General features: G+C 61.4%; 20 protein-coding genes. 7 read left to right on the top strand and 13 right to left on the bottom strand.

Translation table 11 applies throughout. The annotated features are described in order from the left end of the window. The first annotated feature begins 26 nt into the window (after positions 1–26). Complete coding sequence (locus tag OSJ75_RS21245; protein ID WP_267229416.1) at positions 27–776, top strand: SURF1 family protein; 750 nt, start codon at positions 27–29, stop codon at positions 774–776. Between the two features lie 6 nt (positions 777–782). On the opposite strand, the gene fhuB is transcribed toward OSJ75_RS21245, so the two are convergent. From fhuB to OSJ75_RS21200, 9 genes are all read right to left on the bottom strand, one after another. Further along, entirely contained in the window at positions 783–2768 is a 1986-nt protein-coding gene (gene fhuB, locus OSJ75_RS21240; RefSeq protein ID WP_267229415.1) for a Fe(3+)-hydroxamate ABC transporter permease FhuB, read from the bottom strand. Then, positions 2765–3607, bottom strand: a complete 843-nt coding sequence (locus tag OSJ75_RS21235) for an ABC transporter substrate-binding protein (protein WP_267229466.1) — start codon at positions 3605–3607, stop codon at positions 2765–2767. Before OSJ75_RS21235 ends, fhuB begins: the two co-directional genes overlap by 4 nt. Before the next feature lie 231 nt (positions 3608–3838). Then, positions 3839–4174 (bottom strand): cupin domain-containing protein, encoded by a 336-nt coding sequence (locus tag OSJ75_RS21230; protein WP_267229414.1) that lies wholly within the window; start codon positions 4172–4174, stop codon positions 3839–3841. 17 nt (positions 4175–4191) lie between these two features. Next, positions 4192–5043 (bottom strand): 5-dehydro-4-deoxy-D-glucuronate isomerase, encoded by an 852-nt coding sequence (kduI, locus tag OSJ75_RS21225; protein ID WP_267229413.1) that lies wholly within the window; start codon positions 5041–5043, stop codon positions 4192–4194. 51 nt (positions 5044–5094) lie between these two features. Next, the gene (locus tag OSJ75_RS21220) at positions 5095–5841 is read right to left on the bottom strand and encodes a FadR/GntR family transcriptional regulator (protein WP_250019304.1); all 747 of its coding nucleotides are present in this window, start codon (positions 5839–5841) and stop codon (positions 5095–5097) included. 14 nt (positions 5842–5855) lie between these two features. Then, positions 5856–7136 carry a TRAP transporter large permease gene (locus OSJ75_RS21215; RefSeq protein WP_267229412.1) on the bottom strand — a complete coding sequence of 427 codons (1281 nt, stop codon included), beginning with the start codon at positions 7134–7136 and terminating at the stop codon, positions 5856–5858. Continuing rightward, the gene (locus OSJ75_RS21210) at positions 7137–7691 is read right to left on the bottom strand and encodes a TRAP transporter small permease (RefSeq protein WP_267229411.1); all 555 of its coding nucleotides are present in this window, start codon (positions 7689–7691) and stop codon (positions 7137–7139) included. It lies immediately after the preceding gene. 61 nt (positions 7692–7752) lie between these two features. After that, positions 7753–8730 (bottom strand): TRAP transporter substrate-binding protein, encoded by a 978-nt coding sequence (locus OSJ75_RS21205; RefSeq protein ID WP_250019301.1) that lies wholly within the window; start codon positions 8728–8730, stop codon positions 7753–7755. A gap of 201 nt (positions 8731–8931) precedes the next feature. Beyond that, positions 8932–9897, bottom strand: coding sequence for a DUF930 domain-containing protein (locus tag OSJ75_RS21200; RefSeq protein WP_267229410.1), 966 nt, complete (start codon positions 9895–9897; stop codon positions 8932–8934). A gap of 161 nt (positions 9898–10058) precedes the next feature. On the opposite strand from OSJ75_RS21200, the gene OSJ75_RS21195 reads away from it, so the two are divergent. Further along, positions 10059–10268 carry a hypothetical protein gene (locus OSJ75_RS21195; RefSeq protein WP_250019299.1) on the top strand — a complete coding sequence of 70 codons (210 nt, stop codon included), beginning with the start codon at positions 10059–10061 and terminating at the stop codon, positions 10266–10268. A 141-nt stretch (positions 10269–10409) separates the two neighbouring features. After that, positions 10410–10820 (top strand): carboxymuconolactone decarboxylase family protein, encoded by a 411-nt coding sequence (locus tag OSJ75_RS21190; protein WP_267229409.1) that lies wholly within the window; start codon positions 10410–10412, stop codon positions 10818–10820. On the opposite strand, the gene OSJ75_RS21185 is transcribed toward OSJ75_RS21190, so the two are convergent. Genes OSJ75_RS21185 through OSJ75_RS21170 form a run of 4 tightly spaced genes read right to left on the bottom strand, consistent with a single transcriptional unit; the run spans position 10805 to position 15769 of the window. Beyond that, a complete protein-coding gene (locus OSJ75_RS21185; protein ID WP_267229408.1) occupies positions 10805–11107 on the bottom strand; it encodes a VanZ family protein in 303 nt (100 codons plus the stop codon). The two genes, OSJ75_RS21190 and OSJ75_RS21185, sit on opposite strands and share 16 nt — an antisense overlap. Before the next feature lie 49 nt (positions 11108–11156). Next, positions 11157–12074, bottom strand: coding sequence for a glycosyltransferase family 2 protein (locus OSJ75_RS21180; protein ID WP_267229407.1), 918 nt, complete (start codon positions 12072–12074; stop codon positions 11157–11159). Continuing rightward, positions 12064–14394, bottom strand: coding sequence for a GumC family protein (locus OSJ75_RS21175; protein WP_267229405.1), 2331 nt, complete (start codon positions 14392–14394; stop codon positions 12064–12066). The genes OSJ75_RS21180 and OSJ75_RS21175 overlap by 11 nt, the downstream gene beginning before the upstream one ends. Positions 14395–14416: 22 nt before the next feature. After that, positions 14417–15769, bottom strand: a complete 1353-nt coding sequence (locus OSJ75_RS21170) for an SLBB domain-containing protein (RefSeq protein WP_267229404.1) — start codon at positions 15767–15769, stop codon at positions 14417–14419. Positions 15770–16110: 341 nt separating this feature from the next. Here OSJ75_RS21170 and asnB point away from each other — a divergent pair, with 341 nt between their 5' ends. The 4 genes from asnB to nadE are packed head-to-tail and all read left to right on the top strand — an operon-like array spanning position 16111 to position 20899. Then, positions 16111–18057 carry an asparagine synthase (glutamine-hydrolyzing) gene (asnB, locus tag OSJ75_RS21165; protein WP_267229403.1) on the top strand — a complete coding sequence of 649 codons (1947 nt, stop codon included), beginning with the start codon at positions 16111–16113 and terminating at the stop codon, positions 18055–18057. Between the two features lie 14 nt (positions 18058–18071). After that, positions 18072–18335, top strand: a complete 264-nt coding sequence (locus OSJ75_RS21160) for an acyl carrier protein (RefSeq protein WP_250019292.1) — start codon at positions 18072–18074, stop codon at positions 18333–18335. A 15-nt stretch (positions 18336–18350) separates the two neighbouring features. After that, positions 18351–19889, top strand: a complete 1539-nt coding sequence (locus tag OSJ75_RS21155) for a class I adenylate-forming enzyme family protein (protein ID WP_267229401.1) — start codon at positions 18351–18353, stop codon at positions 19887–19889. Continuing rightward, the gene (gene nadE / locus OSJ75_RS21150) at positions 19889–20899 is read left to right on the top strand and encodes an NAD(+) synthase (protein ID WP_267229400.1); all 1011 of its coding nucleotides are present in this window, start codon (positions 19889–19891) and stop codon (positions 20897–20899) included. Before OSJ75_RS21155 ends, nadE begins: the two co-directional genes overlap by 1 nt. Position 20900: the final 1 nt, after the last annotated feature.

The following is a 20900-nucleotide window of genomic DNA, read 5'->3' as shown; positions in this document are numbered from 1 at the left end:
ACAGTTTCGCGGCAACGGATAACACCATGACCAACGCCGCCGGGAGACGGGGCTCCCTGTTGAAGAGGGTTCTTGTCGGCGTCGCGGTCGTTCTGACGATCGCAGTCCTCGTCGCCCTCGGCATGTGGCAGATCGAGCGGCGGGCGTGGAAACTCGATCTGATTTCCCGCGTCGAGGCACGTGTCAACGCGCCTGCTTTGCCGCCACCGCCACGATCGGAATGGCCGAACGTGACGGCCGCCAACAGCGAATATCGGCACGTCACGGCGACGGGCACCTTTCTGCATGACAAGGAGACCCTGGTCTATGCGGCAACGGAGCTTGGCGCCGGAGCCTGGGTGATCACCCCGCTGATACTCGATGACGGCACTGCCGTCCTTGTCAATCGCGGTTTCGTGCCGACGGAGAAACACAGCCCTGCCTCGCGTCCGGAGGCGCTGGGGACGGCGCCCGCGCGCGTCACGGGCCTTTTGCGGATATCAGAACCCGGAGGGACGCTGCTTCGCTCCAACGATCCGGCTTCCGACCGCTGGTATTCCCGCGACGTCGCGGCGATAGGCGAGCAGCGCAACATATCGAACCTGGCGCCCTATTTCATCGACGCCGATGCAACGCCAAATCCAGGCCGCTGGCCGGTCGGCGGGCTGACCCGCATATCATTCCCGAACAACCATCTGGTCTATATCTTTACCTGGTTCGGCCTTGCCGCCTTGCTGGCTGGTGCCAGCCTCTATGTCGGGTTTCTGCGCAGGCAGGACGATCCGGGCGAGGATTAGCGTGGATCATGGCTTTTCCCGCCCGATGAGCCAGAGAAGATAGGGCGCGCCGATGAGCGAGGCGAATATCCCCAGCGGCTGCTCGTAGGGGAAAGTCACGGTGCGCGCCGCCCAATCGGCGACGAGCATGAGAATTGTGCCGATGAGGCAGGCAGCGACGAGATGGCTGGGCGCGCGGCGGAAGCCTGCCATCCGCGCCATGTGGGGAGCCATCAGGCCGACGAAGCTCAGTGGGCCGACGAGCATGGACGCGGCGGCCGTGGCGACGGCGGCGAGGCAGAACAACATGATGCGCGTCCTCCGGGCCGACATGCCGAGCGCCGAGGGCACGGCTTCGCCGAGCGGCAGGATCTCGAGCCAGCGAAGGCAGGACAGCCCGCCCGCCAATACGAGGCCGGCAAGGACCATCAGCACCACGGATTGTTCGGCCGTGACCGAAAGCGCAGTGCCGCTGATCCAGATCAATATCTGCCAGGAGCGCGGATTCCCCGTTGCGATCAGCAGCGAGAGGATGGCGGTTGCAAAAGAGCTTATGGCAATGCCCGCGAGCAGCAGGCGATCTGGCGGCAGGCTCTTTCGCAGCACATAGCCGACGACGATCGCCAGCACCGTGAGCGAACCGGCGATCGACCCGATGAGGAATTCGAGCGGACCCGGCGCTTCAACGAGGTACAGCACCGCTGCAAAACCCACGCCGGCGCCGCCGCTGACGCCCATGACCTCGGGGCTCGCCATGGCATTGCCGGTGATCCGCTGCATGATGGTTCCCGCCACGGCAAGCAGGGCACCGGCTGCACCGGCAGCGGCGAGCCGCGGCCACCGCCATGGCAGGAGCTCATGGAAGACGTCGCCGACCGAGAAGACCCAACCAGCCGGGGCGCGGCCCGTCGTCAGCATCAGGAAGACGAGGAGCGGCACCACGGCGAAGAGGATCGCTACGACGCGCCAGGGCCGCCTGATCTTCACTCTGTCGATAGTCGGCGTCTGCCTTGGAAGTTCGCGCAATTTCAGCCGCGGCAGGAGAAAGAGCAGCAGCGGCCCGCCGAGCAGCGCCGTCACCGCGCCGGTGGGGAAGGTCTCTCCCGTCGAGGAGCTGAGCAGCTGGACGACGCCATCGGCAAGCAGCAGCAGCAAGGCGCCGTACACCGGAGCGAGCAGCAGCACCGACGACGCCTTGCGGACGCCGGCAAGCCTGGCGAAGGCGGGCGCGGCAAGGCCGATGAAGCTGACGAGGCCGACGGCCGCGGCGACCGAAGCTGCGAGCCATACGGCAATGGCGATGACGGCGAACCGGATGAGATTGATGCTCAGTCCCAGCCGCCTGGCACTGCTGTCGTCGAGGCCGAGTATCGTCAGCGGTTTCGTCAGAACGGCCGCTGCCAGTGCCCCGGCGAAGAACTGCAGCAGGAGGTTTCTCGATGTGGACCAATCCTGCTGGCTCAGCGCGCCGCCGTTCCACGAAACGAGCGACATGAGGTACTCGCCCTGTGCCAGCACCAGCGCGGCAGAGATTGCGCTCGCCGTTATGCCGACGAGGAGACCGCCGATGATCATGGCGATCGGGTCGAGCCCGCGCCGCCAGCTCAACCCGACGACGATAAGGGCCGCAAGCGCGGCGCCGCCGAATGCAACGCCCTGCCGGCCGCCATCGACGAGCCCGGGAGCAAACAGCGTCGCCGCCACTATGGCCAATTGCGCGCCCGACGAAATGCCGAGCGTCGCCGGTTCCGCGATGGGATTGCGCAGCAGCCGCTGCAGCAGGGCTCCGGAAAGGCCGAGACACGCGCCGCAAAGAAGGGCGACAGCGGCGCGCGGAAGCAGGCCATAGGCGATGATGATCTGATCGAGCGACATCGACGCCGGATCGAACGGCCAGGCGGGAAAGCCTGTCGCAGGTGCATAGCGGGCGATATTATAGGCCGACAGGGCAGACGCCAGCATGGCTGCCGCGATGATCGCGACAAGATTGCGGGGGCGAAGTGCAGCGTTCATTCCGTCGCCTCCGTCAGGGCCTTGTGCAGCAGCCGCGCAAACCGCATGCCGGCGATGACCCCGCCATAGGGCCCGACATTTTCCAGTTGCAGCACCCGGTTCCGACGCACGGCAGGAAGCGCGTTCCACAGCACGCTGCTGCGCAGGGTCGACCTCGCTTCGACGGGAATTTCGGAGACGATAACGATCTGCGCCTCCGGCATCTCCGCCAGCCGTTCTATCGGGACCGGCGCCGCGAAACTGAACTCCGTGGCTCCCTGCCACGCATTGGTCAGTCCCAGCCGGACCATGATATTGCCGAACAGACTATCGGCCCCGAAAGCGCGAAAATGACGCCCATCGCCAATATTGATCACATAGATCGGTCGCGCCGCCTTGCGCCCGAGCTCTGCCCGATAGCGCGCCAGGTTGCGTTCTGCCTCGGCGACCACCTGTTCCGCGCGATCGGCCAGCGCCAGCTTCGCGCCGAGATTGCGCACCGCTTCCAGCGTCTTTTCGAACGGTGGCTCGCCGGCAACGTAGAAGGGGAGCGAGATCACTGGCGCGATCTGCGAGAATTTCGCCCCGTGCTGCGCATAAAATGGCGAACTCAGGATGAAATCCGGCTGAATGAACCGTAACAGCTCGAAATTCGGGGAGCCGCGCAAACCGAGATCGATAAAATCCGTCGGTAGAGCCGGTTCGACCGAGGTGCGGCGGAACTGCTTGATCTCCGTGCCGGCGACAATATGGGCTCCGAGGGCGAATGCCGTTTCGAGCATCGCCCAATCGATGGCGGCGAGCCTCGGGCCTTCTGCGGCATATGACAAACGCGGTGACAGGATGAAGCCTGCCGACATGGCGAGCAAAGACCGCCGCGTGATGATTGATCGTTGATTCAATGTCTCTGCCGACCGCAATGAATAATCGGGAAACATCTGCAAGCGGTGCATATGAGCCCCTGGAGACTGGCTACATAGGGGCAAAAGCTAAACATGAAAAGAGAAATCATGTTTAGTCGCACAGGTCGTCGCGGTTAAGGCCGGAAGAGATAGTTGCAAATGTAACCATCTCTTCCGGCGACAGTTGAATCAGCTGATGAAATCCGCGCGGTGTGGCGTGAAACTGTCGACCAGACGCCCCTTTTCAAGCGCTTTTACGCCGTGAACGAGGTTGGAAGGGACGATAAAACTGCCTCCTTCGCCGATAATTTCGGTCACGCCGTCGATTGTAACCTCGAAACTCCCCTCCGCCACATAGCTTCCCTGCACATGCGGATGGGAATGGAGGGCGCCGACGCCGCCTTTCTCAAAGGCGAATTCGACGATCATCAGCTCGTCCGTATGGACCAGCACGCGTCGGCGATTCCCGTCCAGCGTAGGTGTCCATGGCCTGTCGCCGCTCTGGCAGAACATTGCTTGGTTCATATCGTATGCTCCGCGGTTCAACGAAGATCTTCGATGGCGACCGCGTCGACATCGGTATAGTCTATATTGTCTCCGGCCATGGCCCAGATGAAGGCGTAGTTTGCGGTGCCGGAGCCTGAGTGGATGGACCAGCCCGGCGAAAGGACCGCCTCTTCATTTTTCACCACGATATGGCGTGTCTCGTCCGGCTCGCCCATGAAATGGAAGACGCGCGCCGTTTCCGACAGGTCGAAATAGAGATATGCCTCCATCCGGCGATCGTGGATGTGGCAGGGCATCGTGTTCCAGACGGAGCCTTCGGCGAGCTGGGTCATGCCCACGACGAGCTGGCACGTCTTGACGCCATCCGCATGGATGAACTGGAAGATCGACCGTTCATTGGATGTCGCGCGGCTGCCGAGATCGATGCGCTTCGCATCGCCGATACGGATGAGACGTGCCGGGTAGGCCTGATGCGCCGGCGCGCTCAGCAGATAGAATTTGGCGGGGTTTCCAGCATCGCTGCTCGCGAACGAAACACCCTTCGCGCCCATGCCGAGATAAAGCATGTCGCGAGCGGCGAGCTCGAATGAAGCGCCATCGGCCTCGATCCTGCCGGCGCCGCCAATATTGACGACGATCAATTCCCTGCGGTCGAGGAAATTCGCGGTTCCTGTCGGCTTGATGGCCTGAAGCTCCAGCGGCGCCGATCCGGGCATTGCGCCGCCGACGATCATCCGGTCGTAATGCGTATAGGTGAGCGTCACCTGGCCAGGCTGGAACAGATCGCCGATATGGAAATTGTGCCGAAGCTCATCCGTGCCCATGGCTGCAGCAGCGGAAGGGTCGATAGCGAAACGGATGGAATAGTCGGTGGTAGGCTGGGTCATGATTTCCTGCAATTCTGGTTGGGCAACTCTGGTTGGATTGAAGAAACGGGCTCAACCCGCGTCTGGCATGGTTCGGCGCTCCTGCAAGCGTTCCTGGTATCGCTGCTGGCTGGAAGAAAGATGCGCCCGCATGGCGTCGCGCGCCGCATCGGCATCACCATTCGAAATCGCCGTCAGGATCGTCAGATGCTCGCGCTGCAATCCCTGCTGGTAGGTTTCGGACTGCGTCGTTTCGGTGGACCACGGCGAGGTCACGTCACAGGGAATTGCCCGGCGTCCGAGCACATCGAGCATCTCGACATAGAAGGGATTGTTCGTGGCGCTGGCGATGGCGCGGTGAAAGGCGAGATCGGCCGGCCCGGTCGGATCGCCGTTGCGCAGCAGCCTGCCGAACTCGAAATGCGCCTCCTGGATCGCGGCCTCCTGCGCCGCATTGCGCCTCACGGCCGCGAGGCCCGCAGACTCGATCTCGATTGCCAGCCTCACCTCCAGCACGTTCAGCGCGATGGAGTCTTTCGTTCCCATTTCGGATGCCAGCGCGCCGAGCACAGTGCTGATCTGCTCGGTGGCGAACACGCCGGCTCCCTGGCGCGGTTCGACAAGTCCCGCTGCCGCAAGTTGCGCCAACGCCTCGCGCACAACCGTGCGGCTCACGCCGAAGACTCCCGTCAACTGGCCCTCGGTCGGCAGCTTCTGCCCCGGCTGGATAATGCCGGTGCGCAGCTGTTCCCGGATCGCGGCGACGACCGTCTCGCACAGCTTGGGCTTTCGTTCTACCTTGAGGTCCACAACATCCATTTCTATCTGCCTTCCTATTTGAAGATGCTCGGAAGCCAAAGCGAAATGGCCGGAATGTAGGTGACCAGTCCCAGCACCACGATGCCGGCGCCGTAGAAGGGCCAGATCGACCGCATCGCCTGCCAGACGGTGATTTTCCCAACCGCGCAGGCAACGAATTGCACCGTTCCGACCGGAGGCGTGTTCAGCCCGATTCCGAGATTGAGGATCAGGATAACGCCGAAATGCACCGGATCAACGCCGTAGTGCTGGGCCAGGGGAAGAAAGATCGGCGTGCAGATGATGATCATCGGTCCCATGTCCATGAACGTGCCAAGCAGAAGCATGAGCACATTCAGGAGCAGCAGCACCATGAGCGGATCGGTCGAAATGGCATTCATGCCGGCGATCAACGCGGCAGGGACCTTCAGATAGGCCATGAGCCAGCTGAACGATGCCGCCGTCCCGATGATCAGCAGGACCATCGCCGTCGTCCGCACCGCGCCAAGCGTGGCGTGGACGAAATCACTCCAACCCATCGACCTGTAGCCGAGGATGGTGACCAGCGCCGCATAGATGACCGCTATGCACGAGCTTTCGGTGGCGGTGAAGACGCCGGAACGGACGCCGCCGAAGATGATCGCGATCAGCAGCAGGCCCGGCAGCGCTATGACGGCGAGCTCGCCGGCGCGCCGGAAGCCCTGGAACGCCTCGGTCGGATAGCCGCGATGGCGAGCGACGAAATAGGCCGTAATCATCAGCGCGGCGGCAAGGAGCAGCCCCGGGAGAATGCCGGCCGTGAAGAGATCAGCGATGGAGATCTTGCCGCCTCCGGCGATCGAATAGATGATCATGTTCTGCGACGGCGGCAGCAGCAGCGCGATCAGCGCGGCCATCGAGGTGACGTTCACCGCATAATCGGTGCCATAGCCCTTCGCCTTCATCTGCGGGATCATGATCCCTCCGACGGCTGCCGCTTCGGCGACAGCCGAACCCGATATGCCGCCGAACAGCGTGCCGGCGATGATATTGACCTGGCCGAGACCGCCACGCAGATGCCCGACGAGCGAACCGGCGAAGGAAATGATCCGCTGGGCGATGCCGCCCCGCACCATCAGGTCGCCGGCATAGATGAAGAATGGCACCGCCATCAGTGAGAAGACGCTCATGCCGGAATTCATCCGCTGGAAGACGACGAGCGGGGGCAATCCGAGATAGGCCACGGTAGCCAGGCTGGCAGCGCCCAGGCAGAAGGCGATGGGCGTGCCGATGAACATCAGGAGCGTGAAGACTCCGAACAAAATCCAAAGATCCATTCAGGCCTCCTGCACCTTGGGCATTTCGGGGACTTCTTCAAGGTTTATGTCATGATCGACGCTGACGCCGGCCCAGCGCAGAACCATGCGCTCGAGTGAAAACAGGCTGAACAGGACGCCGCCAGCAACGAGCGGCAGGTAATCGAAGCCGCCTGGCAGGCCAAGCGACGGCAGGCGAGCCTGCCAAGTGAGCCCCACGAGCTTGCTGCCGTACCAGACCATGCCAAGGCCGAAGCCGAAGACGACAAGGTCGGAAACCGTGCGCAGGACCGCCTTGCTCCCGTTCGGCAATATATAGAGCAGCACGTCGAAGCCGAGATGAAAGTTCTCGCGGACACCGATCGCCGAGCCGAGAAAAATGAACCAGCTCATCAGCATGATGGAGGAGGTCTCGGTCCAGCTCGGCGACGAGTTGAGGATAAAGCGCGAGAATACCTGATAGGCGATGAGCAGGGTCATCATGACCATGCCGAACCCGGCGAGATAGAGCGCAAAATTGCTGATCGCCGTGATGACGCGGCTCAGCCGGACGCGCGTCGCGGGAAAATCACTCATTCCATTCCTCCCCTTCGGGCGGAGTTCCCCATGAAGACAAGGCTCCATGGGGATCTGCCGCTTACTGCGTGGCTTCGATACGGGCAGCCAAGTCCTTCAGCTCCGGCGTCGATAGATATTTCTCGTACACCGGCTTCATGGCGTCGATCAGCGGCTGCCTCTCGATCTCGTTGACCTTCACACCGGCAGCCTCGACGATCTCGCGCGACTTCTTCTCGCGGGCATCCCATAGTTCACGCATCTTGGCGACACTGTCCTTTGCCGCCTGCCGCACGATCGCCTGATCTTCCGGCGTCAGGTTGTCCCAGCTCGCCTTCGACATCACCAGCACTTCCGGCACCATCTGATGCTGGTCGAGAGAGAAGAATTTCGCCACTTCGTAATGTTTCGCCGATTCGAAGCTCGGCCAATTGTTCTCGGCGCCGTCGATCACGCCGGTTTCGAGCGCCGAATAGACCTCGCCATAGGCCATCGGAACGGCGTTGGCGCCAAGCTGATTGACCATGTCGACGAAAACATCCGACTGGATGACGCGGAACTTCATGCCTTTGAGATCGTCCAGGGACGTAATCGGCTTCTTGGAATTGTAGAAGGAGCGCGCTCCCGAATCGTAGAATGCCAGTCCTACAAGATTATGCGCCTCGAACGCCTTGAGGATTTCATCGCCGACAGGTCCATCCATCGTATGGCGCATATGGTCGGCAGAGCGGAAGATATAGGGCAGCGACGGCACCTTGGTGATCGGCACGACGCTGTTGAACGGGCCCATCGAAACACGGTTGAGGTCCAGAACGCCCGTTTGCACCTGCTCGATCGTGTCTTTTTCCTCGCCAAGCTGCGCCGAATGATAGACCTCGACCGAATAGCGGCCGGCGGTGCGCTCCTTGATCAGCTCGCCCATATATTTCACGGCCTCGACAGTCGGATAGCCGTCAGGATGGGTATCGGCAGAGCGAAGCACCGTCTGTGCCCCTGCCGCGCCTGTCATCAGTGCGCCGACCATGGCGGTCAGCATCGTCAATCGAATGGAATTCAGCATAAGTTCCTCCCTGAACAAGCGGGAAGAGACCATGAGCCGGGCCCTCGCATGCAGCGCGCGGATCCTGCGAGGTCTCCTCCCCTACAGGTGCCCGGCCGCTGCAATGCCCGGTCATTTCCTCCCGTCATCTATCGATAGGAAGAGTTCTTCATCATGTCAATATACAAGTTTGGGTATGTTGTATGATGAATTTGACCCACCTCAATTCAGCGGCAACCGCCGTGCCGACCATTCGCCCGGAGGAATGAGATCGCCGAAACTCAGGCTGAACGACACCACTTCCGTCTGGTCGCCATTCACCCCGCAGCGGTAATCCACGCTGAACCAGCTGGTACGGCTGCGGAAGGCGCCGCCGGTCGCATCAAGCGCCTGATCGGAAAGCCTGCCGCCCCCGGGTTCGAAGGGCACGAAGAGGTCCGGGAACGACGCGGGACGCTGGTGCCGTATCTGTTCGAGCGCCTCGATACTGCATAGCTGGATGATCCGCCGGCGCGGCGGCAGCTTGGCAAGGGCATCTCGAACGCGGGGATCCGAGATCGAATTCGGCGAGTATAATCGTGTCGCCTTTTGCAGCCTGGATGAACCCTTCTTCGCCTTCGACGACTGCCGTTCGCCACCGGCTCGTTTTGGCGTCGCCTTCTCAGCTTTCCTGGCTGGAGCATCCTTGGCCTTCGGCTCCGCCTGATCGGCGCTGGCGAGCTTTCCTTCCCTGCGCTCGACCGGCAGCTTCTGCGGCTCACGTTCCCGGCGCTGCTGTCCGGCATCAGGCGGCGCAGGCGCAGGGCTTGCCGGAGCCGGCTGCGGCTTCGCCTGTTCCGGGCTTTTCGGCGGAGCGGCCGCTTCCATGGCGGGCACCTTCTTTGGAGGTTCGGGCGGCTTCGGTTGCTTTGGCGGTTGCTTCGGCGGCGGCTTAGGCGCCGGCGGCGGCACCAGCCGAACCTCGATCGCCTTGTCTTCCTTCATCTTCGGCAAGGCTGCCGTGATATCGAACAGGAAAAAGGCGGCGATCAGCCCGTGGATGGCGAGCGAGACCGGTACAGACCAGAACCATCCATGTCGTCTTGCCGCGTGAAACATAGGCTGGGAGATGCTCTCTTGAATGGACGGACCATCCGGCCGCATGGCGGCGTCGATGCCCGAAGTAACAATGACAATCGAATGCCTCATCGAGCCGATCAGGCGCGATAAGAAAACTTGAACCATCCTTGGCTTAGGTTATCATCCGGGACAGAATTACATCATACTGCCCCACACTGACAATCTAACTCGCCTTCTCCACCCGACTGGATCAACGATTGGGAAAAGCACAATCAGAACAAGATGGCTTTATGGAGCGGTTGAAAGCCGTGATTGCCGATTACGAAATCATCGTGCAGCGGCTGGAATCGGGGACCGACAAGGCGTATCGGACATCGCGCACCGGCGTGAAGGAAGATGTCTCGGCGCAGACGGCGGACCATTATCGGCGCCTCATATCGCACTATACGCTCATCGTCACCCGCTATGAGGAAAAGCAGGCGAAGAACAGGGTCAAATAGGCCGGTCCGCGCATCGATGGAATCCAACGCGATGCGCCTTCAGAATGTCACTGTCCCGGCCTTCCGGATCGCTGGACACGCGAACTGGCTGGATCTGCGGAGATCCTTCACATTCGAAACACGGATTTTTGAGGTGTCGACATGACCACTGTAAAACTGCTGACAGATGCCGAGGCGGCCGCAATCCCGGCGGTGCGGGCCGTATTCGAAGACATCCGGGCGACGCGGAAGTCCGACTTCATCAATAATTTCTGGCGTGGCCTCGCCAATGACCCGCCAACGCTCAAGCGTGTCTGGGAGAGCGTGAAAGCGGTGATGGGCGCGGAAGGAACACTCGACCCGCTGGTCAAGGAAATGATCTATATCGCCGTTTCAACCGCCAATGGCTGCAATTATTGCGTACATTCCCATAGCGCCGCTGCCAGGGCGAAAGGTCTGACCGCTGCGCAGCACGCGGAACTGATCGCGGTCATCAGCCTTGCCGGCCAGACCAATCATCTGGCGAATGCGATGCAGATCCCGGTCGATCCGGAATTTCAGTTCGGCGGTTGACGTGCCGCGATCCTGTCGCGCAACAGGGCCATGGCGGCTATCCCCATGCCTGCGCCCGCCATCTTGACCAGGAAGTTGCTGATATCCGCATGCCTGCCGGGCATCAGATATTGCCCGAGTTCGAACAGGCCACAGCACAGAAACAGCACCATTCCCACGTAGACGAGCCGATTGGGGTAGCTGAGACTGAATACGATGCCCAGCGCCAGGAAGGCCGCGAACCGTTCCGTGTTGGGGCCGAGCAATGTCACCGGCCGCACGCTCATCGGGCCGATGGTGGCGAGCATGATGAGACCCAGCAACAGCCAGGCGATTGCGTGATGGCGTGCGAAGAAATTAATCGTTCTTCTCCACCACCAGTACGCGGCTTGGCGATATCCGCCCCGCAAGAAGGTCCCGAAGCGCCAGCAGATTGCCTCTCAGACGGCCTTTCCTGTCCACCCAAGCCTCTGGCGCAAGGCTTTTCACCAGGTTGGCGACCACGTTCTTCGCCGCAATGGCGAGCGCCTTGGACTTCAGCATTGTGCCCTTGCGGGCAAGATAATAGGGATTGGCGATCTGGGAGTAACCCAGCTTGATCCCGGACGTTCGTCCTGTTTTCACACCGAGATGGATGCCGCGCAGGGTATTCGATTTGACGACTCGGCCGTGCTGAGCCAGCAACCGGCTCAGATCCACATCCTCCAGCCAGCAATAGAGCGGCAGGTTCTCGTCGAACCAGATATCGTTGCGCCGCAGGCCATCCAGCCGAACCGTCATGTTGCAGCCGTAGCCATTATAGACATTCGTCATCGTCTCGGGCCGTGTCTCGGGGTCGTCGAGCAGCTTTTTCAACAGGCCCGATCCCTCCGCGACGCCAATGCCGCGGCTGCCTATGCCGTCGAGCAGGACATTGCCGGTCGCCACCATCACGTCCTCATGCTCGAGAAAAAGGCGCTCCACTTCGGCAAGGTAGTTGGGCGCCATCAGGAAATCATCGTCCAGGAACACCAATATATCGAAATCGTACAATTCCTTGATGATATCGTTGCGCTGTTTCGCCAGGCCGGAGGACGACAGCTTCGTGGACACCGGAATGGCGAGATGGTGCAGGCCGTCGGGCACGTCGCTCGGACGCAACGTGCAGATGACGATCTTCTCCGGCAGGCGCGTCTGTTTCTCGATCAGCGGCACTGTCGCCGCCAGAATGTCGCTCCTTCCCGTCGATGGTATCCCGACGGCCATCCTCAGGCGGCGTGCGGAATCATACCCCATGAGCGGCTCCCCTTTTCTTGCCAACGCGTACATAGCGTTTGCCAAGCGCGGCCAATGATGATTTCAGCTCCCGGCTGGAGGGCCAGAACGAGATAGGCGCGGCTGCGCGGGAGCGGCGGACATTGTTGAACACCACGCCGACACCATCGGCGTCCAGCGCGCCGCAGCTCGCCACGGCTGCTCCCAATACGTCCAGTGTCACATTTTGCTCGTCGCCCACCGTCAGGATCACGCAATCCGTCGTCCCACTGACGATACGCGCATCCGCCGTCGTCTTGAGATCAGGCAGGTCCAGTATGATGATGTCATGTTGCTCGCGCAGCCGCGCGAGATTGGCTTCGAGCGCCTGCAGGTTCAGATAGCGATAGGACTGTGTCGACTTATGCGTGATCTCGTCGACGCCCATCAAGGCCGGTGGAGTGATCACCGCCACGGATTGATAGGGCTCGTCGTTCCGCCTTTCCTTGACCTCGGCCAGCCGTCGGCGCTCTTCGGCTAGCTCGGAACGGCCATAATGCGCGTCGACGGATTTTCCACCATCTTCGCCCTTGTGGTCGAGCCTCTGGTTCAGCGTGGCGAAAACACGGGTCAGGGTCGGGTTGGCCGCACAGGCGTCGATCAGCATGGTGCGATAGCCGGTGGCGGCGTAGAGCTGCGCCAGATTGCTGGCCAAGGTCGTCTTGCCCTCGCCCGGCAGCGCCGAGGTTATGCCGACGATCTTGCCGTTCCTGCGACGCAGAATAAGGTCCAGCGAGGCCTTCGTGCTGCGCACTGCATCCGCGAATGGTTCGTTCGGCTGGTCCATGACGAGGCTGAGCAGTCGCTGCGACTCATGCCCGCCGGTTCTCGACAGCGATTTCAGCGGCACGAAAGGCAGGGTGCCAAGGCTGCTGAGGCCGAGTTCCCTGTGCAGGCGGGCTGCCGTCTTGATGCGGCGATCCGCGACTTCGCGAATGGCGGCGTAGGCAAGGCCGCCGAGCGTACCGAGCACGACGGCAAGCGCCAGGACCAGCGAACCTTTCGGCCAGGCCTTGCCAAGCGGTACGGCGGCAGCGGACACCAGGCGCGAATCTCCAACCGGGAAGGATTCCTGCTGCAGCGCGCTTATCAGCTGCTGCATCACGCTCTGGTACATTTGCCGGTATGTGTTGGCGCGGCTTTCGAGTTCCGCCAGCTGCACCCTCGCCATGCCCTTGCTCAGGCCGGAATGGATCGTCGCCTGCAATTGTTCATTGACATATTGCTCGCGCCGTTCGGCGGCTTCGAGGTTCGACTTGTAGACCTGGCCGATACGGACGATCTCGGCGCGAACCTCGCCCTGGAGGCTGGCGATTTCCTTTTCCGCCGCCTGTACGGCCGTGCCCTCGGCGCCGTAGCGGCTCTTCAATTCATCGCGCTGGCCCGTGGCCACCGTCAGGCGTTCACGCAAGGCGGTGATCTGCGGGCTTCGCAGCGCCTCGTCGACATAGCCATCGACATAGGTCTCGGATTCAAGGAAGCGATTGATCATGGCCAGCTTGGCCCGCTCCGTTGCCGCATCCGCCTTGGCGCGCGAGAGCTGGATATTGGCCTCCGCCACCTGCTGCTCGTCGAGCGATGTCGGGCCGGCCTGAGAAATATTGTTGCGGTTGCGGAAATCCTCGACTGCCTTGGCGGATTCGTTCGCCTGGCGGCTGATCTCGGCAAGACGCGCCTCGAGCCAGCCGGCACCGCTCTTGGCGGCCGACGACTTGGCTTCGAGCCCGGCCTTGATATAGGCCTGCGCCGTCGCATTGGCCACGGCGGCCGCCTTGACCGGATCGACGGAATTATAGGCGATGTCGAGAACATAGGACTGACCGACACGCCATACGCGCAGGCGCTCCAGGAAACCGGCGACAGTGCGCCGAAGCGCCACTTCCTGTTTCCCATCCGTATTGCCGCTGCGCCAGAAGGCAAGGCGCGAGAGCAGCGACGGCTGTTCCTGCAGCTCCGGGTCTTCCGTCAGGGCAAGTTCGGCGATGACGCTGATCGCAATCGCTTCCGAGCGGATGATCTCGACCTGGCTCTCCACCTCGCCCGTCTCGATGACGATCGCGCCGGAAACCGCGTCCTGCGAGGCGATACGGGCCTGCTCGGGATCGATCACGATACGCGCGGTAGCGGTGAATATGGGTTCGGTGACGGCCAGATAGAACATGCCGGCCATGGCGCAGCCGAGGACCGAAACGAGGACCGGCCGCCAGTTGCGTTTCAGGAATCCGATGATATCGCGCATTCCGATCAGATTGGCATCGGCCGGATTGTCGTCGGACATTTCAAGATCCTTGTACTTGGCCATTCTCGTGCCCATCATCCTGTTGTTACTGAGTGTTGGTCAGGCCGGTCGCCGCCGCGAGAGGCGCGGCGCCGGAATTCTGCGGCACCATCGCCGCGGTTCCAGCCGTCTGTGCGGAGAACCGGACATTGAGCGAGGCACGAACCACATCGCCCGGCACAAGCAGCGTATTCTCGTCGGCGGCGATTTCGACCGGCTCGGCGGAGGCCTTGCGGGTGATGGTGAATGTGAGGTCCGGCTCCTGTTTTTCACCGCGTTTCTGTCCGGAGATGATCGAACCCGCCGCGACGAGCAGGCGCTGCGCCGTCTCCTGGCGGATTTTCAGCTGATCCAGCGAGGCTTGGGCCGTCTGGAGTTCGGTCGAGGCGGTGGTCTGCCGCGTGCTGACGAGGTTCTGCGCATCCCGGCTCGCCTGGCTTATGTTCTGCCGTGCGCGCATGATTGCGGTCACCTGATCCAGGCGATCGGCCTGAAGCGCCGTTATGATGCGCTGCAGGTCGGACTGGCGCGATGTCGTCGCTATGCCGCGCTCGACGAGCGGCTTGACCGCGGCGAGCTCATCATCGAGCAGCTTGAGCTGCTTCTCCTGGCCGACGACCTTTTCCTGCAGCACATCGATTTCCGAGGCGAAGAGCCGGCGCAGTTCGCTCAGGTTCTCAAGCTGCTGGGTAAGACCATTGGACTGCGCCTGAAATACCGCCCGTTCTTCCGCGATAATGGAGGAAACCGTGGCTTCATCGGCAAGCTCGTTAAGGTTGGCGGGAAATTCGATATCCTTCTGACCCGAAATTTCGGCCCTCAGCCGCGCGATCCGGGCAAGGGTGCGCACCATTTCGCCATGCGCCGACTGAAGCTCACCCAGATACTGTATCTGCTCGACCGTTCTCGCTTCCTCGCGCGGACGATATCGCCCACCTGCCAGGGCCACCGCCTGAAGCACCGTCAGGCCCGGACGGAAACGATATTCACCCGGCCGCTCGACATTGCCGACGAGGAAGACCGGCGGATAATCGACGATCTGGACGGCCACATTGGGAAGGTTCACCAGACCGGTGATCTTCTGCACCCGTTTCGACACCTCGGTCGCCATGGTCACGGCATCGAAGGAAGACACTTCCATGGTGCCGACCAATGGCAGGAGAAGCGACCCTTCCTCGGAAACGACATATTCGCCGTTCAGTGCGCTCCACTCGCGATATTCACCGCGGGCGGCCACCCATTCCAGCACAGTGAGACGCAATCTCGTATAGGGCGCCAGCTTGTACGGTTCGCTTGCAGCCGCCGGCAATGGCATTGCAAACGGTATGGAACACAGAGCAGCGGCAAGCATGAGCCGCCGCGCGATCCCGAGGATCGATCTCTTGAGTTCGTGCCACATGATTCTTGCCCCGCCACCTGTTTTTCCAGCATTATCAGCGGCTACAGAAGGCGTGACAATCAATCGATCACAGTTTTACCATAATGAATTTGGTCTATATCGGCTATCTTTTGTGTTTATTCACCAGTTTCGATGCACGTTGAACATGCCAGATCGCAATTTCCAACACATATAGACTGAAATCAAGTCTGATAGATCAGTATAGCGCGCCGTATACCTAGTATTACGGGCGCCTGTTAAACCCAATTGTTTATTGACGCTCCGGGTCCATATTATAGGCTTCATGGGCGGCATCGAAGCGGGAAGGAATAACCCGTATATGCCGCTCAAGGGGCAGTCAAATGTGTGGGATCGCGGGCTATTGTGGAACGGAAATCGGTGGAGACGGCCCCCGCATCCTGCGCAGGATGACCGACGCGATTTCTTACAGGGGCCCCGACGAAAGCGGCGTCCAGTCGATGACGGATGCGGGGCTCGGTCATGTCCGCCTGTCGATCGTCGGCCTGTCCGATGGCCAGCAGCCGATGCAGAGCGCGGATGGCAACCTCGTAATCTCGTATAATGGTGAAGTGTTCAACTATGTGGAACTGCGCGACGACCTGATCGCACAGGGTCACCGCTTCCGCAGCTCGAGCGACACGGAGGTGATCCTTCATCTCTACGACGAGATGGGGCCGGACTGCGTCAAGCTGCTCAATGGCGATTTCGCCTTCGCACTTTGGGACAACAAGCGCCGCCGCATGATGCTGGCGCGGGACCGGATGGGCGTGCGCCCTCTCTTCTATACGTGCCACGGCGGCAATTTCTTCTTCGCATCGGAGATAAAGGCGCTGCTGGCCGTTCCAGGCGTGCGGTCCGAAATCGATCCCTATGCGCTCGACCAGATATTCACGCTCTGGGCGCCGATCCCGCCGCGAACGGCGTTCAAGGACATTTACGAACTGCCGGCTGCCCATCTGATGCTCGTCGATGACCGTGGCATCAAGCGGTCATCCTATTGGCAGCTCGACTATCCGCATGGCGGCGACCACGGAAAATCGCGATCCGAAGCCGATATGGCCGAGGAACTCAGGCATCTTCTGACCGACGCGACCAGAATTCGGCTGCGCGCCGATGTACCTGTCGGCTCCTATCTTTCCGGGGGGCTGGATTCGTCGGCGGTTTCGGCCCTGGCCGCTCGTGTCATCCCGGATCGGCTGAGGACATTTTCGATCGGGTTCGAATCCGCGGAACATGATGAAACAATCTTTCAGAACCAGATGGTCGAGGCGCTCGGAACGAAGCATTCATCGCTGACCTGCAGCGGCAGCGACATTGCCGATATATTCCCGTCCGTCGTTGAACATATGGAGCGGCCGGTGCTGCGAACGGCGCCAGCGCCGCTCTATCTCTTGTCGAGGCTTACCAAGGAGCACGGCTACAAGGTCGTCCTCACCGGCGAGGGCGCCGACGAGGTTTTCGGCGGCTACGACCTGTTCCGCGAGGCCAAGGTCCGGCGTTTCTGCGCCCGCCAGCCCCATTCCCGCATGAGACCGCAGCTGTTCCGCCGGCTTTATCCGTATCTGCCGGGGCTGCAGCAGCAGAAACCGGAATATCTTGCGGCATTCTTCGGCGTCAGCGTGGATGATCTGAACGATCCGCTCTATTCGCATCGCCCGAGATTCCGCGGCACGGCGGCGACGAAACTTTTCTTTTCCCCTGAGCTGAAACAGGCGCTTCATGGCTATGACGCGACGGAAGATCTGATTTCGACACTGCCTGCGGAATATGCGCGCTGGCATCCGCTGAACCAGGCTCAATATCTCGAAACCAGCCTGTTGCTGCCCGGTTATATCCTGTGCTGCCAAAGCGACCGCATGGCCATGGCCCATGGCGTGGAGGGGCGTTTCCCGTTCCTCGACCATCGGATCGTCGAATTTGGAGCGAGGCTGCCGATCAGCGCCAAGCTGAATGGCCTCGACGAGAAGCACATCCTCAAGCAGGCCATGCGCGGGCTGATACCCGAGACGATCACCGCCCGGCAGAAGCAGCCTTACAGGGCGCCCGACAGCCAGTCCTTCACCCGTGGCCGCTTGCCCGGTTACGTTGCCGAGCTGATGAGCCCGGAAGCGATCGACGATGGCGGATTGTTCAACGCCGGCGCCGTCGGCAAGCTCCTCGAAAAATGCGTGCGCAACGACACGCCGGGGCATCGCGACGACAGCGCTTTCGTCGGCATTCTCTCGACGCAGCTCTGGCAACAGGCCTTCGCCCAACAATCCTATCAAAACAACTATGCCGCAGCATGAAAGGAATATTCAGCATGACGCTCGAGGCACAGATAAGAGATTTCATCGTCGAGAACTACCTGTTCGGCGACACCAGCCACCCGCTTGAGGCGACGACGTCGCTGATCGAGAGCGATGTCATCGATTCGACCGGGGTTCTCGAACTGGTGACCTTCCTTGAAGACACGTTCCACATCACCATCGACGATGCGGACATCGTACCTTCCAACCTCGATTCCATCGCGAGCATCGCCAGTTTCGTGTCCAGCAAGGCTGTGCCGCAGAAATCGGTGGCTTGAGGAAAGGCCCGGCAAATGCGCATCGAGAACATCCTGCGGCAGACCGCCCGCCGCCTTGGCGACAAGACCATGCTGGTCGCCGGCACCCGGAGGCTGAGCTATGCCGAGTTCGACGATCTGACGGATCGTCTCGCCGCCGCGCTTTGGGCTCAGGGCATAATGCGCGGCGACCGTGTTCTCGTGTTCATGAACAATTGCTGGGAAGCTGCCGTCTCCATCTATGCCGTCATGAAGGCCGGGGCTGTCTTCAGCCCCATCAACCCATCCACCAAGGCGGACAAGCTCGCCTATATCATCGAGAACTGCCGGGCGAGGGCCATCATCACCCAGGAGAAGCTGGCCGGCATAGCCAGTGAAGCAATAGGCACGAATACCGCTTGCGAGCTGATCGTTTCCGGGTCGCGTGACGACATGGCCGGCCAGAACCGGTTGTCCTTTGCCAATGCGCTTCAGGTCGAGCCTGTGCCGGTGCCGCATGCGGGGATCGACATGGACCTCGCCATGCTGATCTATACGTCCGGCTCCACCGGACGGCCAAAGGGCGTGATGATGAACCACCGCAACATCGAAGCTGCGGCGACCTCGATCACGACCTATGTCGAGAATGTCGAGGACGACATCATCCTCAACGTGCTGCCGCTGGCCTTCGACTATGGGCTCTATCAGCTGTTCATGACGGTCAGGACAGGCGCAACGCTGGTGCTGGAAAAATCCTTTAGTTTCCCGCAAGCCATATTAGACACCATGCGTCGCGAGGGCGTTACCGGCTTTCCGATCGTCCCGACCATGGCGGCGCTGATCCTGCAGATGCGCGATCTTCAACCGGGGTTCCTGCCGGGCCTGCGCTACCTCACCAATACCGCCGCGGCCCTGCCGCCGGCGCATATTGCCCGCCTCCGGGAGCTTTTTCCCGGCGCCCGCCTCTATTCGATGTATGGGCTGACCGAGTGCAAGCGCTGCACCTATCTGCCGCCTTCACAGCTCGACATCCGCCCGGGTTCCGTTGGCATCGCCATTCCGAACACGGAGGCCTTCATCGTGAACGATGATGGCCAGCGCGTACCGCCGGGGACCGTTGGAGAGCTCGTCATCCGCGGCCCGCATGTCATGCAGGGCTATTGGGAGAACAGGGAAGCGACGGATCGCGCCCTGCGGCCCGGTCCAAGCCCCTGGGAAAAGGTGCTCCATACGGGCGATCTCTTCACGATGGACCCCGAGGGTTACCTGTTCTTCGTCGGCCGCAAGGACGACATCATCAAGACGCGCGGCGAGAAAGTCGCGCCCAAGGAGGTCGAAGACGTCCTTCACGCCTGCGCCGGAATTGCCGAAGCGGTGGTGATCGGCGTGCCCGATCCCGTGCTTGGCCAGGCGGTGCGCGCCATAGTCGTGCGGAGCGATGAAACCCTGACGGACAGGGACATCATTCGCCATTGCGCGCGTAATCTCGAAGATTTCATGGTGCCTAAATCGGTGGAATTCAGGTCTGGGCTGCCCAAGACCGATACGGGCAAGGTCAGTCGGAGGCTCGCGGCAGAGCCACAGGAGCAAATATGATGAACAAGATTTCCTCGAGGCCCGGCGCGGACATCCTGCCTTTGTCGCTGGAAATAGATCCGGCTGCCGAGGTCGCGCGCATCGTCGCCGCGATGAGGAGCCAGCTGCGCTCGCCGCTCCGGCGCCGCGGTTTCGTCCTCGGCCTTTCTGGCGGCGTCGATTCAAGCGTCTGCGCCGCATTGGCGGCACGCGCCGTCGGCCCCCGGAACGTCTTCTGTCTTTTCATGCCGGAAAACGATTCCGACCCGGAAAGTCTGCGGCTCGGACAACAGGTCGCCGACGCTTTCGGGCTTCCAGGCATTATCGAGGATATCGGCCCGCAACTGGAAGCCATGGGCTGCTATGAGCGCAGGGACGCCTTTATCCGCCGCATCGAGCCCGGTTTCGGGCCCGGCTGGGCGTCGAAAATCGTCATCGCCAATGCGCTTTCCGGCGAGGGCTACAATATTTCATCGCTCGTGCTGCAACGGCCGGACGGGACGACGGCGAAGCTCCGCATGCCGGCGGAAGTCTATCTCGGCATCGTCGCCGCCACCAATATGAAGCAGCGCACACGCAAGCAGATCGAATATTACCATGCTGACCGCCTGAACTACGCCGTCATCGGGACGCCAAACCTGCTCGAATACGATCAGGGATTCTTCGTCAAGAATGGCGACGGCGCGGCCGATCTCAAGCCGATCGCGCATCTCTACAAATCGCAGGTCTATCAGTTGGCCTCCTATCTCAGGGTGCCGGAAGAGGTGACGGCGCGGCCGCCGACGACCGATACCTATCAGCTGGCGCAAACGCAGGAGGAGTTCTATTTCGCCCTGCCCTATCGCGAGATGGATCTGTGCCTCTACGGCCTCAACAATGCCCTGCCGGCCGCGAGCGTCGCCGTCGCCGCGGGCCTCTCGGAAGAGCAGGTCCTGCGCGTATGGCGCGATATAACGGCCAAGCGGAAGACGACGCGTTATCTTCATCTCGGCCCGCAACTGGTCGAGGCGATACCCACCATCGATCATTAGG

The sequence above is a fragment of the Phyllobacterium sp. 0TCS1.6A genome (assembly GCF_026420825.1).
GTDB lineage: Bacteria > Pseudomonadota > Alphaproteobacteria > Rhizobiales > Rhizobiaceae > Phyllobacterium.
This window is presented reverse-complemented; position numbering and strand designations above follow the sequence as displayed.

Excerpts from the sequence above, each read along its gene's own strand:
- asnB (WP_267229403.1), top strand. The coding sequence starts at position 16,111 with ATGTGTGGGATCGCGGGCTATTGTGGAACGGAAATCGGTGGAGACGGC.
- OSJ75_RS21235 (WP_267229466.1), bottom strand. The coding sequence starts at position 3,607 with ATGTCGGCAGGCTTCATCCTGTCACCGCGTTTGTCATATGCCGCAGAA.
- OSJ75_RS21210 (WP_267229411.1), bottom strand. The coding sequence starts at position 7,691 with ATGAGTGATTTTCCCGCGACGCGCGTCCGGCTGAGCCGCGTCATCACG.
- OSJ75_RS21205 (WP_250019301.1), bottom strand. The coding sequence starts at position 8,730 with ATGCTGAATTCCATTCGATTGACGATGCTGACCGCCATGGTCGGCGCA.
- OSJ75_RS21185 (WP_267229408.1), bottom strand. The coding sequence starts at position 11,107 with ATGCTCGCCACCATCGGCCCGATGAGCGTGCGGCCGGTGACATTGCTC.
- OSJ75_RS21215 (WP_267229412.1), bottom strand. The coding sequence starts at position 7,136 with ATGGATCTTTGGATTTTGTTCGGAGTCTTCACGCTCCTGATGTTCATC.
- OSJ75_RS21230 (WP_267229414.1), bottom strand. The coding sequence starts at position 4,174 with ATGAACCAAGCAATGTTCTGCCAGAGCGGCGACAGGCCATGGACACCT.
- OSJ75_RS21180 (WP_267229407.1), bottom strand. The coding sequence starts at position 12,074 with ATGGGGTATGATTCCGCACGCCGCCTGAGGATGGCCGTCGGGATACCA.
- OSJ75_RS21220 (WP_250019304.1), bottom strand. The coding sequence starts at position 5,841 with ATGGATGTTGTGGACCTCAAGGTAGAACGAAAGCCCAAGCTGTGCGAG.
- OSJ75_RS21155 (WP_267229401.1), top strand. The coding sequence starts at position 18,351 with ATGCGCATCGAGAACATCCTGCGGCAGACCGCCCGCCGCCTTGGCGAC.
- OSJ75_RS21190 (WP_267229409.1), top strand. The coding sequence starts at position 10,410 with ATGACCACTGTAAAACTGCTGACAGATGCCGAGGCGGCCGCAATCCCG.
- OSJ75_RS21175 (WP_267229405.1), bottom strand. The coding sequence starts at position 14,394 with ATGGCCAAGTACAAGGATCTTGAAATGTCCGACGACAATCCGGCCGAT.
- OSJ75_RS21195 (WP_250019299.1), top strand. The coding sequence starts at position 10,059 with ATGGAGCGGTTGAAAGCCGTGATTGCCGATTACGAAATCATCGTGCAG.
- OSJ75_RS21160 (WP_250019292.1), top strand. The coding sequence starts at position 18,072 with ATGACGCTCGAGGCACAGATAAGAGATTTCATCGTCGAGAACTACCTG.
- nadE (WP_267229400.1), top strand. The coding sequence starts at position 19,889 with ATGAACAAGATTTCCTCGAGGCCCGGCGCGGACATCCTGCCTTTGTCG.
- OSJ75_RS21170 (WP_267229404.1), bottom strand. The coding sequence starts at position 15,769 with ATGTGGCACGAACTCAAGAGATCGATCCTCGGGATCGCGCGGCGGCTC.
- fhuB (WP_267229415.1), bottom strand. The coding sequence starts at position 2,768 with ATGAACGCTGCACTTCGCCCCCGCAATCTTGTCGCGATCATCGCGGCA.
- OSJ75_RS21200 (WP_267229410.1), bottom strand. The coding sequence starts at position 9,897 with ATGAGGCATTCGATTGTCATTGTTACTTCGGGCATCGACGCCGCCATG.
- OSJ75_RS21245 (WP_267229416.1), top strand. The coding sequence starts at position 27 with ATGACCAACGCCGCCGGGAGACGGGGCTCCCTGTTGAAGAGGGTTCTT.
- kduI (WP_267229413.1), bottom strand. The coding sequence starts at position 5,043 with ATGACCCAGCCTACCACCGACTATTCCATCCGTTTCGCTATCGACCCT.